A 12,680-nucleotide genomic window follows, 5' to 3' on the forward strand; every position below is an offset into this window, starting at 1 on the left:
AAGAGATGCGCAGGTGGGGGCCGCTGACCGCGGTATGTCTGGGAACGTTCATGTTGTTGCTCGACGTGACGATCGTGGTGGTGGCGCTGCCGGACATGGCGGCGGCACTGCACGCGTCGCTGAGCGACCTGCAGTGGGTGGTGGACGGGTACGCCCTGGCGCTGGCCGCGCTGCTGCTGGGGGCGGGGGCGGCGGCCGACATCCTCGGCCGCCGCCGGGTGCACGTGGCCGGTGTCGTGCTGTTCGCCGCGGCCAGCCTGCTGTGTGGGCTGGCGCCGGGTCCGGGGACCCTGGTGGCGGCACGGGCCGTGCAGGGGGTGGGCGCGGCCGCGATGTTCGCGACGACACTGCCGCTGCTCGGCTCGGTCTACCAGGGGCGGCAGCGGTCGGCGGCGCTCGGCGTGTGGGGTGCGGTGAGCGGCGGGGCCGCGGCGGTCGGTCCTGTGGTCGGCGGGCTGCTGACGGCGGGGCCCGGCTGGCGGTGGATCTTCCTGGTGAACCTGCCGGTCAGCGTGGTCGCGGTGTGGCTGACGCTGCGGGTCGTACCGGAGTCGCGGGGACCGCGGGGGATGCGCGTGGACTGGGCGGGTACGGCCGCGTTCGCGCTGTTCGCCGGTGGTGTGACCTACGGGGTCGTACGGGCCGGGGAGGACGGCTGGACGGCCCCGGCGGCGCTCGGCGCGTTCGCCGCGGCGGCCCTGGGGCTGCTGGTGTTCGTGCTGGCGGAACGGCGGGCCGCGCATCCGCTGCTGGAGCTGTCGCTGCTGCGCGGGCGGTCGTTCACCGGAGTCATGGTGGGGGCGTTCGCGTTCAGCGGGGTCGCGTTCGGGGCGCTGCCGTACGTGTCGATCTGGATGCAGACCCTGCTCGGGATGACCCCGGTGCGGGGCGGGCTGACACTGCTGCCGATGACGGTGGCGGCGATGGTGGTCGCGGTGCTGGTGGGGCGGCTGCTGCACGGGGCGCCGGCCCGGCTGACGGTCGGCGGCGGGCTGCTGCTGATCGGCGCGGGCGACCTCTGCCAGGCGGTGCTGGGCGCGGGCTCCTCCTGGACCGCGCTGATACCGGGGTTCGTGCTGGTGGGGGTCGGCACCGGGCTCGTGTCGCCGACGGTCGCGGGCGCGGCGCTGGCCGCGGTGCCCGCGGAGCGGGCCGGGATGGCGGGCGGTGCGGTGAACACGGTCCGGCAGCTGGGGTACGCGCTCGGGGTCGCCGTCTCCGGGACCGTGGTGACCTCCCGGATGACCGGCACGCTCCCGCCCGACGCGGCGCACAGGCTGGCGGGCGGCGGCGCCGGAGCGCTGCGCGGGACGTTCGCCGAGCACACCCTGCGCACGGCCTTCGCCTCCGGTCTGAACGGCGCCCTGCTGGTGCTGGGCGGCGCCTCGGTGGTGGCGGGCACCCTGGTCCTGGTGCTGGTACGGGCCCCGCGCACGGACGGCCCGGTGACGAAATCGGCGCCGGCGGCGCAGTCCTCGAAGGGCACGGCAGTGCCGCGTACCTGACCGGCCGGTAACCGGCCGGGGGCGGTAATCGGGTCGTACAGATTCAGTGGAGATTACGGAGACGGAACTTACTCAACCGTAAGGATTCTGTCCGGCCCTTCCCCATGTGTGGGTATTTGCCAGGCCATGGCGGGCCCATACGAGAGCAATGCTCGTTTTCGCACCCCCCTCCCGAACGGTCTGCCGGTGGGGTAGCTTTCACGGCGCTGTGCGGAGCGTGACTGGGGAGCGAGAAGCGGGAGCGGGGTTTGCGCGAGTTCACCAACCCGCCGTTGGCGTCGGCGCCGCCGGTCGGCGGTCTGGCCGACTGCGTGTTCGAGCATGCCCTGGCGGACCCGCTGCACATCGCCCTGGGCCGCAAGGACGACCTCGGCCAGTGGCGTGAGGTGACCTCCGCCGAGTTCCGCGACGAGGTCCTGGCGCTCGCCAAGGGGCTGCTGGCGCGTGGCATCCGGTTCGGCGACCGGGTCGCGATCATGTCCCGCACGCGTTACGAGTGGACACTGTTCGACTTCGCCCTGTGGACGATCGGTGCCCAGGTGGTGCCGGTCTACCCCACGTCGTCGGCCGAACAGTGCTTCTGGATGCTGTACGACGCCGAGTGCACGGCCGCGATCGTGGAGCACGAGGACCACGCGATGACGATCGCCACCGTCATCGACCGGCTGCCGCAGCTGCGCCAGCTGTGGCAGCTGGACTCCGGCGCGGTGCAGGAGCTGTACGACGCGGGCGCGCACCTGGAGGACGAGGTCGTGCACCGGCACCGGCAGGCGGTCACCCCCGACTCGGTCGCCACGATCATCTACACCTCGGGCACCACCGGCCGCCCGAAGGGCTGTGTGCTGTCGCACGGGAACTTCATGTACGAGGCGGACGCGGTCGTCGGCCGCTGGGAGTCGGTGTTCCGCGCGAAGAAGGGCGAGGAGGTCTCCACCCTCCTCTTCCTGCCGCTCGCGCACGTCTTCGGCCGCATGGTGGAGGTCGCCGCGATCCGGCACGGCGTGCGTTTCGGCCACCAGCCGCAGCTGAACGCGGCCGCGCTGCTGCCCGATCTGGCCGCGTTCCGGCCGACGTTCATCCTGGCCGTGCCGTACATCTTCGAGAAGGTGTTCAACGCGGCCCGGCGGAAGGCGGAGAAGGAGGGCAAGGGCGGGCCGTTCGAGAAGGCGGTGGAGATCGCGGTGAAGTACGCGGACGCCGTCGAGGCGAAGGCGTGGGGCACCGGGCCCGGCCCGTCGGCGTCACTGCGGGTGCAGCACCAGCTCTTCGACAAGCTCGTCTACTCCAAGGTGCGGGCGGCGATGGGCGGCCGGATCCGCAACGCCATGTCCGGCGGCTCGGCCATGGACCGCAGGCTCGGCCTGTTCTTCGCCGGCGCGGGCGTGCAGATCTACGAGGGCTACGGCCTGACCGAGTCGACGGCGGCCGCCACCGCCAACCCGCCCGAGCGCACCCGCTACGGCACGGTCGGCCAGGCCGTACCGGGCACCACCGTGCACATCGCGGACGACGGCGAGGTCTGGCTGCACGGCGGCAACGTCTTCCAGGGCTACCTCAACAACCAGAAGGCCACCGACGCCTCCCTGCACGACGGCTGGCTGGCCACCGGCGACCTGGGCTCCCTGGACGAGGACGGGTATCTCACCATCACCGGCCGCAAGAAGGAGATCCTGGTGACCTCCGGCGGCAAGAGCGTCTCCCCGGGTGTCCTGGAGGAGCGGGTGCGCGACCATCCGCTGGTCAACCAGTGCATCGTCGTCGGCAACGACCGCCCCTACATCGCGGCCCTGGTCACGCTGGACACCGAGGCCGTCGAACACTGGCTGCAGATGCGCGGCAAGCCCCGGATGTCCGAGGCCCAGCTGGTGCGCGACACCGACCTGGAGACCGAGGTGCGGCGCGCGGTGGTGGCCGCCAACACCCTGGTCTCACAGGCCGAGTCGATCCGTACCTTCCGTATCCTCGCCCAGCCGTTCACCGAGGAACACGGCTTGCTGACCCCGTCGTTGAAGCTCAAGCGCAAGGCGATCGAGAACGCCTACGCCAACGAGGTCGAGGCCCTCTACCGGGCCTGACGGCCCGTCAGCCTGTCACCTGATGTCGATCCGGAAGACCTTGTCGGATCCGTCGGGCTCGTTGCCGTTGTTGTCGCAGTTGGTGGTGGACAGCCACAGCTGGTCGGCGCCCGGCACCTTGGTCACGGTCCGCAGGCGACCGTACGTGCCCACGTAGTACGCCGTCGGTGTGCCGACACTCTCGGCGTTGCCGTTGACCGGGATGCGCCACAGCCGTTCGCCGCGCAGCGACGCCATGTAGACGACGTTGCGGACGATCGCGATACCGCTCGGCGAGGCCTCCGAGACGTTCCAGGTGGCCTTCGGGTTGGTCATCCCCGCGACCGAGCAGGTGCCCTCGCAGGTCGGCCAGCCGTAGTTGGCGCCCGGCTTGATCAGGTTCAGCTCGTCCTTGGAGCTGTTGCCGAACTCGGCCTCCCACAGCCGCCCGTTGCGGTCGAAGGCGAGGCCCTGCGGGTTGCGGTGGCCGAGGCTGTAGACGTAGTTCCCGAACGGGTTGCCCGGCGCCGCCTTTCCGTCCGTCGTCATCCGCAGGATCTTGCCGTTCAGGGAGTTCTTGTCCTGGGCGAGGTCGGGTGTCTGGGCCTCACCGGTGGAGACGTAGAGATAGCCGTCGGGGCCGAAGAGGAGCCGTCCGCCGTTGTGGTAGCGGTTCTTCTTGATGCCCTGGAGCAGCACCTTGTAGTCGCTGAGCCTGCTGCCGTCGTAGGTCATGCGCACGACCCGGTTGCCCTCGGCCGCGGTGTGCATGAAGTAGACGTAGTGGTTCGTTCCCCACTTGGGGTCGACCGCGACCCCGAGCAGCCCGCCCTCCCCGTTGGTGGTGACGGCGTTCGGGACGGTCCCGACCTGGGTCCTCGTACCGTCCTCGGTCACCTTCCAGACCCGGAAGTCGTCCCGCTCCGTGACCAGGGCGGTCTTGCCGTCGGGCATCCAGTAGGTGCCCCAGGGGATCGTCCAGCCGGAGGAGAGGGTGGCGACGGAGGAGGGGACGCCGCCGTCGGTGGCACAGGCCTTGGTGGTGAAGGTGACGCTGTTGCTCGGCTCGGAGACGTTCCCGGCCGCGTCCCGGGCGACGACGTCCAGGGTGTACGGGCTGTCGCAGGCGAGGCCCGTGAGGGTGCCGGCGGTGGCGCCGGTGACGGTCCGGTAGACCGTCGTCCCGCTGCGGATGTCGTACGCGGTCACCGCCCGGTCGTCGGTGGACGCGCCCCAGGAGAGGTCGACGGTGTTCGCCGTGACGCCGGCCGCGGACAGGGTCCCGGGTCTGGTGGGCGGTGTGGTGTCGGAGCTCGGCTTGGTGGTGCAGTCGACCACCGGGCTGGCCGGTGAGGTGTTGCCGGCCGCGTCGCGGGCGATGACGGTGAGGTCGTAGGTGGTGTCCGGAGTGAGGCCGGTGAGCGTCTTGGAGGAAGAACTCCCGGGCGCCTCAGCGATCTTGTTGCCGTGCTCGTAGAGGTCGTACGCCGTCACACCCACGTTGTCGGTGGCCGCGCCCCAGCCGAGGGTCAGCCCGTCCTCGCCGATGTCGGAGCAGGACGGCTGGCCGGGCCTGGTGGGGGCCTGGGTGTCGGCGGCCGCGTTGAGGCTGATCTTGTCGAGGTTGGGACCGCCGTTGGCGGTGGTCGCGGTGGCGCGGATCTTGTTGGAGCCCGCCGCCAGGGGGACGTTGACGGTTTTCGTGGTCCACGTGTTCCAGTCGGCGGTGGCCGGGAAGGACACGCCGGACGCGACGACCGTGCCACCCACCGAGATGTCCATCGGCCGGTCGACGGCGGTGCCGTTGGCGAAGCGGAGGGCGAGCGCCCAGGTACCCGCGGCGGACGCGCTCACCGTGAACTCCACAGAGGAGCCCTTGATGTTGGTGTAGTCCACGAAGCCGGTGCCTGTGTAGCCGGTGTGGTTGGTGGCGACCGTGCCCTGGGAGATCGTCGCGCTCTCGGCCTGGTAGTCGGTGGCCGCCAGGGCGGTGCCCTGGCTCAGCCCGGCCAGTGGCAGCGCGAGCATCGCGGCCAGCCCGTAGGGCAGAACTTTGCTGGTTTTCATGGAGGTTGGCCTCTCTCAGCCGGTGTACCGGTAGGGGGCGACGGGCCTGACGCGGATCAGACGGGTCTCACCCGGCCGCAGGGTGGCGCTGTAGGAGTCGGCCGTCACGCCCTTGTGGGAGCCGGACCACAGGTCGGTGACGTCACCGGAGCCGGAGAAGCCGACCTGGGACCAGTTCACCGAGACCGTGGAGCTGCCGGAGGTACCGGTGTTGAAGAGGGCGACGGCGTACTGGCCGTCGCTCTCCTTCTTGCTCCACACCTGTTTGACCCCGCTGTTCACGATCCGTTTCGCGGCGGCCCCGTCCTGGTCGACGCCGATGAGCCGGTCGTTGGTGAGCATGGCCTTGTCGACGGTGTCGAGACGGGTGAGGTCGGTGCCGAGGAGGAGGGGCGCGGCGGCCATCGCCCACAGGGTGAAGTGGGAGCGCCGCTGGTCGGCGGTGAGGCCGACCTGGTCGCCGTTGCCGATCTCCAGGGAGTCCAGGTCGTTCCAGCCGCCGGGGCCTGCGTACGGCTGCCAGTTCGCGGCCGTGCCGAAGCGGGCGGAGACATGGGACCAGTCGGTGAGCGGATAGCCGCTGCCGTGGTCGCCGGGACCGCAGTAGCACTCGACGTCGCCCTGGGTGCGCCAGCTGTTCGCGAGCTGCCGCCAGGTCGGGGCGTCGGCGATCGGGAGGTTGTTGGAGAGCCCGAAGGTGACGGGCCGTCCGGTGGAGCGCAGCGCCTGGGACCAGGCCTTCACGTCCGGGACGTCCTGGCTGCCCACCCCGTCGATTTTCAGGTAGTCGACCCCCCAGGAGGCGAACTGGTTCGCCCAGGAGTTCACGAACTCCTGCGCGCCCGGCTTGGAGTAGTCGATGTAGTACATGTTCTTGCAGTTGTAGTTCTTCTCGCTCTTCGAGGTGTCCGCGATGTCCTTCGCGTGATACGACGTGCCCTCGATCGGGGTGTTCTTGGTGACGGCGTTCTTGGCGATGCCCGGTGTGACGTAGAAGCCGAACTTCAGGCCCTTGGAGTGGACGTAGTCGGCGACGGCCTTGATGCCGCCCGGGAATTTGGCGGTGTCGACGGCCCAGCGGCCGTAGGAGTCGACGGTGAAGCCGTTCGAGTCGCACTTCTGCCAGAAATCGTCGAGGTTGACGTGGACGAAGCCGTGGTCCTTCAGCCCGCTCGCGACCAGCGCGTCGGCCTGGGCCTTGATCTTGGCCTCGGTGGGCCCGCGACGCACATAACTCCAGCTGCTCCAGCCCATGGCGGGCCGGACGGCCTGGCCGTTGTCGGAGGCGGCGGCCGGGTGGGCGGTGCCCACGAGCGGTACCGCCGAGGCGACCAGTAGTCCGGCGACCGCCGCTGTCAGTGCTCTGATCCGGATCACGGTCGTCCTCCGTTCACGGGCGTCGCGTAGGCCGTGCCGATCCAGGCCTCGTCGACGCGCAGCCGTCGGTAGCGGGTGGTGTCGGTGGCGGCGGCCCAGGTGGAGTCCACCTCCAGGCGGACGTAGCGGGCGGTGGCGGCGGCCAGGTCGATGCCCTGGATGCCCCGTCGGCTGGGCAGCTCCCCGGACTTGACGGCGCTCCCCCAGTTCGTGCCGTCGTCGCTGAGGAACACCTTGTACGCCTTGATGCGCGCCGACTGCTCGGTGCCGGAGCGCGCGTAGGCGACCGAGTCCTCGCGCTGGTTGAGGCCGATGTACCGGACCTTCTCGGCCGAGCCGAGGTCGAAGGTCAGGTTCACGGGCAGCGTCTTGTTGCTGTCCCAGTAGGTGAGGTAGTCGCTGTCACCGGCGGCGGAGCCCGCGTGACCGCTCGCCGAGGCGCTCGCGGTGACCTTGACGCCGGACAGGATGCCCTGACGGCCGGCGGTCATGACCTTGAAGACGGTGTCGTACGGATCCCAGTCGCCGAGACCGGTCAGGGTCAGCACACCGCCGGACTGCGACCAGGAGACCGCCTTGCCCGTACGGAGGTTGGTGACGGAGGCGATGCGGTAGCCGTTGTCGCGGATCCGCAGGGTGCCGGTCGAGGGCGGGGTCAGGACGTGGACGTACTGGCGGGCGGAGTCGCCCTTGGCGATGGTGGTGACGCCGTGCGCCCCGTCGTTCCAGAAGCCGGGCTTGAGGCCGCCGTACAGGTAGCCCCCGCCCTCGGTGCCGTGCAGGGACTCCCAGATGGGGTCGAGATAGGAGTCGACGAAGGTGTTGAAGTTCGCCTGGTTGGCCGGGAACCTGCCGTTGACCTGGGCGGTCTCGGCCATCAGGGCCTTGATCGAGGAGCCGGCGTTGGTGACCAGCCGGCCCAGGGTGAGTGCGCGGTCGACGGTCGGGTCCGAGCCGTCGTACCACCAGGCACCCGTCGAGGGCAGCTTGAAGTCGGCTTCGGTCAGGCGGGGTTGGGCCGTGTAGAGCGCCTGCGGGTAGTCGTAGGACGGGGTCATCCCGGTTTTCTGCTCATTGCTGATCATGTCCATGATCGGCGTGTCTTCGTTGTTGTTGCTGAGCGTGTACCCGGGGCGCTTGTGCTGGATCTGCGCGTACAGGTCGTGGCTCTCCCAGTACGCGTTGTCGTTGTCGATCCAGAAGCCGCCGAGGTCGGGATAGCGGTCCATGACCTCGAAGAAGTTGTCGTAGCTGAACTGGCCGAAGCCGTCGCGGGTGGTGAGGTCGACGTCCTTGCCCTTGTAGGCGGAGTAGGCGGCCGAGTCGAGCCACTCGTGGCCGCCCTCGTCGTGCCACTGGGGGTCGTCGGTCATGTAGAGGATGACCTTCATGCCCTTGGCCTTGGCGGCGGTGATCAGCTCGCCGAGGAAGTCCCGTTCGGTGGCGCAGGAGCCCGGGATCTTCGAGGGCCAGGGGCGGGCGTAGCCGAGGCGACTGTGGAAGGTGGCGAGGACCAGGTACTGGGTGTGCAGCTTCTGGGCCTCCTTCACCCAGTAGTCGGGGGTCCAGCCCCCGCCGGTGACGTCCTTCTCCCAGGCGGTGCAGCTGGTGTGGGCGGGGGCGGTGCGCAGACCCCAGTGCAGGAAGAGGCCGCCTACGGAGCCCCGGAGGAAGTCCTGCCGGGGATTCTCCAGGTCCGACGGCTTCGCGGCCGTACCGCAGTCCTGGCCGCCCGAGACGCGGAGGGCACCGCCGGAGGTGTTGTGACTGTCCGTCAGGCAGGCGCCGGTGACGTCCTGGAGGCCGATGTCGTACGGGGAGTCGCCGCCCTTCTGCGCCGTGAAGCGGGTGAGGCGGATGCCGCTCGCCGCGTTGGCGATGACCGCCGGCCGCCCGTCGTCCGACGCGAACTTCACGGAGCTGTCGGTGAACCGGACGTCATTGGCGTTGTGCAGGTACCAGCCGTAGGCCGGCCGGGTGCCGATGGCCTTGGGGTTGTAGTCCTTGGGGTCGTTGCCCGGTACGGCGGTCGACATGGTGCCGTTGCCGCCGGGCACGGTGATGTCGACGTGCGTGAAGGTCACGCCGTGGATCCGGTGTCCGCTCTCGCCCCACAGGGTCGGGCTGAAGGAGGGGGTGGTGCCGGTGGCGGTGATGTTCTCGTACGTCACATCGCTGATCGAGCCGGTGCCCGGGGTGTTTCCACAGCGCTTGCGGGTGCCGATCTTCTCCATGATCGGGGAGTGCACTCCGGTCATGGTGATGTCCTTGTAGTGGACGTCGGAGATGTTCGCGCCGTCCATGGAGACCATGCCGAGCCCGGACTTGTCGGCGCCCTCGATACGGATGTTCTCGAACTGGTAGTCCGAGAAGTCCCCGCAGGTCTCGGAGCCGAACATCAGGGCGTTGCAGCACTTGGCCGACAGGTGGGAATCGCTCACCCGGACATGGCCGTTGGGGAGCTTGGCGCCGAGGGCGTAGTCACTCTTGAAGACCAGGGCGTCGTCGTTGGCCTTGATGTTCGCGTCGGTGACCGTGACGTTCGTGGTGGAGATGATGTTCCAGCCGTCGCGGTCACTCGCGGTGTCGATGGTCAGGTGGTCGGACGTGACGTTCGTGCAGCCGTTGACCAGGGCCGCGAAGTGGCCGCCGCGACGCAGGGTGAGGCCGTCGCCGATCCTGAGTCCGTCGCACCGGGTCAGCGAGATGATCTTGTCGGCCTCGCCGGACTTCGGGTTGCCGGTGATCAGGTTGCCGGCGCCGTCGATGACGCCCTGGCCGACGAACCCGATGTCGGTGAGCTTGTCGCCATAGATCATCGCGTCGTGGAAGTGGCTGTGGCCGTAGTCCTGGTAGGCGTCGTTCGGGTTGGACTCGGCCTTGTCGTAGGTGTCGGCGCTGGAGCCCTGCAGGGTGGCGCCCTTGTCGAGCTGGAGCGTCACATGGCTCTTCATGTGGATGGTGTTCTTGGACTTGTAGGTGCCTGCGGTGAAGCGGACGGTGCCGCCACCCGCCGAACCGGCCGCGTCCACGGCCTTGTCGATGGCTGGGGTGTCGTTGGCCGAGCCGTCGCCCTTGGCGCCGTAGTCACGTACGTCGTAGACGGCTGCGCGGGGCGCGGTGTGCGGGGATGCCAGGGCCGCGGGGCGGGAGAGCCCGAGGACGACGGCGAGGACCGAGAGGACGATCGCGGCAGCTCTGCGCCGCGCGGCAGTGGGGGGTTTCATGGTGACGGTTCCTCACACCAGCTGGTGGTCGCGGAGATCGGTGAGCAGGAGGCAGGTGTCCTGCGAGTCCGAGATGCCGCCGAGCGAGCGCCGGACGCCCACGGCGTGTGCGGTGTTCGCGGGCGGCCCCACGGCGGCACCGGCGACTGCGGCTCCGAGGACCGTCCTTATTAATGTCGTGCTCATGACACTGACTCACCTCTCAGTTGCTCGTTCATGATCAGGAAGGCCCCGAGGCCGTGGAAGTCGTTCGTGGCCCGGGTGCGGGCGGCGTAGTACGCGTAGTCGCCGACGTTCGTGCCGACGGAGATGCCGGCGAGGTCGGTGCGGCCGTCCGCGCCTACAGACAGCTCGGCGAGCACGCCCTGGTAGCCGCGGCGGGCGACATCCGCGTAGTGCGGGTCGAGGTAGTGCTGCTGGACGCCGCGGGACAGGGCGTAGGTGAACATGCTGGAGCAGGACGTCTCGGTCCAGTTGTCACCGCGCCCGCCCTTGTCCATCACCTGGAACCAGCGTCCGGTCGCCGGATCCTGGTACTTCTCCAACCCCGCCGCCAGTTTCCGGAAGATGGTGAGAAGTTGGGGCCGGCGCGACTGGTTCGCCGGGACGGCGTCCAGCACGTTGACGATCGCCATCGCGTACCAGCCGACGGCGCGGCACCAGTGTTCGGGCGCGAGCCCGGTCGCCGGATCCGCCCAACTCGCGCTCCTCGACTCGTCGTAGGCGTGCTTGAGCAGTCCGTTCGCGACCTGAAGGTGGCCGCCGTAGACGGCGAGCTGCCGCGCCGCCTCGTCGTCGGCGTACGCGCTGTCCCCGAACTCCTTGCCGTACTCGACGAGGAACGGGTTCACCATGTAGACGCCGTCCGCCCACAGTTGGTGCGCGCGGCTGGAGTTGTCCGCGTGCCAGAAGCCGCCGTCGCCGGTGCGCGGGTAGGTGTTCAGGCGGTCGCGGATCTTCTTGGCCGCCTTGCGGTAGCGGTCCTGGCCGGTCTCGTGGTGGAGGATGACCAGGAGCCGGCCCGCCTGCATGCTGTCCAGGCTGTTGAACGACTGGTCGATCGAGCCGTCGCTCCTCACGAACCGGTCGGCGTAGCTCTTGAGGTAGGCGAGGTAGTGGGGGTCGTGGGTGCGCCGGTAGGTGAGGTACTGGCCGTAGAGGTAGAGGCCGACCGGGTAGGACCAGCCGCCGATGGTGCTCGGGGTGTAGCGGGCCATGGTGGAGTCGACGACCGCGGTGGACCAGTCGGGGGTGGCGGCGGGCCTGGTCGCGGCGGCGGGCCCGGTCTCGGTGGCCGCGGTGGCGGGCGGGGATACCGCGGCGGGGAGCATGGCCGCCGCGGCGGTGGTGAGTGCGACGGCCGCCAGGGCGGCTCGTAGACGTCTCATGGTCCTCCTTCTCGGTAGGCGGCGGCCTCGGTGGTCCGCCGGAGGGGTACGGCACGGTGGCCCGGTGCGTGGCGGCAGGCCGGGTCGGTGTTGCGGGCGTCTCCGGTGAGCGCGTACGCCTGGCAGCGGCAGCCGCCGAAGTCGGCGGTGCGCAGGGCGCAGCCCCGGCAGGGCTCGCGCATCCAGGACTCACCCCGGTAGGCGTTGAAGGCCTTCGACTCCCGCCAGATCCGGGCGAGTTCGCACTCCCGGACGTTCGGCGGGTCCAGTTCGGGCAGGGTGGCCGCGGCGGGGCAGGGCAGGACCGTGCCGTCGGGAGCCACGGTGAGCGAGATCCGGCCCCAGCCACCCATGCAGGGCTTCGCCGTGCCGCCCGCCAGATCGGGGGCGACCCAGACCAGCTCGGGTTCGTCCAGGCGCCGGCGCCAGCGCAGGACCGTCTCCCGGGCCCGCTCGACCTGGCCGGGGAGCGGCAGCAGGGCGGCGCGGTTGCGGGCCGCCCACCCGTGGTACTGGGTGTTGGCCAGCTCGATCCGGTCCGCGCCCCACGCCACGGCGAGTGCGATCAGATCCTCGACGGCGTCCAGGTTGCCCCGGTGCAGGACGACGTTGAGTCCGAGGGGCAGGCCCGCCGCCCGGACCAGCCGGGCCGCGCGTTCCTTCGCCGCGAACGAGCGAGCGCCGGCGATGCGTTCGGCGGCCGTCGGTTCCGGGTGCTGCACGGACAGCTGCACACTGCGCAGCCCGGCGCCCGCCAGCCCGGCCAGCCGGCGCTCGCTCAGTCCGAGCCCGCTGGTGACGAGCTGGGTGTAGAGGCCGGCGGCGTCGGCGGCGGCGACCAGCTCGGGCAGATCCCGCCTCAGTAGCGGCTCACCGCCGGACAGATGGGTCTGCACCACGCCCAGCTCACCGGCCTGCCGGAACACCTCCGCCCACTGTCCGGTCCCCAATTCAGCTGACCGACCGGTCAGTCGGACGGGGTTGGAACAGTACCCGCAGCGCAACGGACAGGCATGGGTGAGCTCGGCCAGCAACGCCCAGGGCGGGGCCACGGGGGTCGGT

General features: G+C 70.1%; 8 protein-coding genes. 2 read left to right on the forward strand and 6 right to left on the reverse strand.

Annotated elements, in window-relative coordinates; all coding sequences use genetic code 11:
- The first annotated feature begins 5 nt into the window (after positions 1-5).
- Together ACZ4N4_RS07995 and ACZ4N4_RS08000 are read left to right on the forward strand one after the other, a co-directional pair.
- Positions 6-1,505, forward strand: a complete 1,500-nt coding sequence (locus ACZ4N4_RS07995; protein ID WP_467585773.1) for an MFS transporter — start codon at positions 6-8, stop codon at positions 1,503-1,505.
- Between the two features lie 248 nt (positions 1,506-1,753).
- On the forward strand, positions 1,754-3,580 hold the full coding sequence (locus ACZ4N4_RS08000; protein WP_453569733.1) for an AMP-dependent synthetase/ligase: 1,827 nt from the start codon (positions 1,754-1,756) through the stop codon (positions 3,578-3,580).
- A gap of 15 nt (positions 3,581-3,595) precedes the next feature.
- Here the strand turns inward: ACZ4N4_RS08000 and ACZ4N4_RS08005 are convergent, their stop codons facing one another.
- From ACZ4N4_RS08005 to pqqE, 6 genes are read right to left on the reverse strand one after another with little or no spacing between them, the layout of a single operon-like run.
- On the reverse strand, positions 3,596-5,626 hold the full coding sequence (locus tag ACZ4N4_RS08005) for a PQQ-dependent sugar dehydrogenase (protein ID WP_467585776.1): 2,031 nt from the start codon (positions 5,624-5,626) through the stop codon (positions 3,596-3,598).
- Between the two features lie 15 nt (positions 5,627-5,641).
- Positions 5,642-7,003 (reverse strand): glycoside hydrolase family 27 protein, encoded by a 1,362-nt coding sequence (locus tag ACZ4N4_RS08010; RefSeq protein ID WP_467585779.1) that lies wholly within the window; start codon positions 7,001-7,003, stop codon positions 5,642-5,644.
- On the reverse strand, positions 7,000-10,230 hold the full coding sequence (locus ACZ4N4_RS08015) for a glycosyl hydrolase family 28 protein (RefSeq protein ID WP_467585782.1): 3,231 nt from the start codon (positions 10,228-10,230) through the stop codon (positions 7,000-7,002). Before ACZ4N4_RS08015 ends, ACZ4N4_RS08010 begins: the two co-directional genes overlap by 4 nt.
- Before the next feature lie 12 nt (positions 10,231-10,242).
- Positions 10,243-10,416: a hypothetical protein gene (locus ACZ4N4_RS08020; protein ID WP_467585785.1), complete on the reverse strand. Its 174-nt coding sequence runs from the start codon at positions 10,414-10,416 to the stop codon at positions 10,243-10,245.
- Positions 10,413-11,618, reverse strand: a complete 1,206-nt coding sequence (locus tag ACZ4N4_RS08025) for a glycoside hydrolase family 88/105 protein (RefSeq protein WP_467585787.1) — start codon at positions 11,616-11,618, stop codon at positions 10,413-10,415. The genes ACZ4N4_RS08020 and ACZ4N4_RS08025 overlap by 4 nt, the downstream gene beginning before the upstream one ends.
- Positions 11,615-12,670 (reverse strand): pyrroloquinoline quinone biosynthesis protein PqqE, encoded by a 1,056-nt coding sequence (pqqE, locus tag ACZ4N4_RS08030; RefSeq protein ID WP_453569718.1) that lies wholly within the window; start codon positions 12,668-12,670, stop codon positions 11,615-11,617. The genes ACZ4N4_RS08025 and pqqE overlap by 4 nt, the downstream gene beginning before the upstream one ends.
- Between the last annotated feature and the right edge of the window lie 10 nt (positions 12,671-12,680).

It is taken from the genome of Streptomyces sp. NPDC026538 (genome assembly GCF_055567535.1).

Excerpts from the sequence above, each read along its gene's own strand:
- ACZ4N4_RS08025 (WP_467585787.1), bottom strand. The coding sequence starts at position 11,618 with ATGAGACGTCTACGAGCCGCCCTGGCGGCCGTCGCACTCACCACCGCC.
- ACZ4N4_RS08015 (WP_467585782.1), bottom strand. The coding sequence starts at position 10,230 with ATGAAACCCCCCACTGCCGCGCGGCGCAGAGCTGCCGCGATCGTCCTC.
- ACZ4N4_RS08020 (WP_467585785.1), bottom strand. The coding sequence starts at position 10,416 with ATGAGCACGACATTAATAAGGACGGTCCTCGGAGCCGCAGTCGCCGGT.
- ACZ4N4_RS07995 (WP_467585773.1), top strand. The coding sequence starts at position 6 with ATGCGCAGGTGGGGGCCGCTGACCGCGGTATGTCTGGGAACGTTCATG.
- ACZ4N4_RS08005 (WP_467585776.1), bottom strand. The coding sequence starts at position 5,626 with ATGAAAACCAGCAAAGTTCTGCCCTACGGGCTGGCCGCGATGCTCGCG.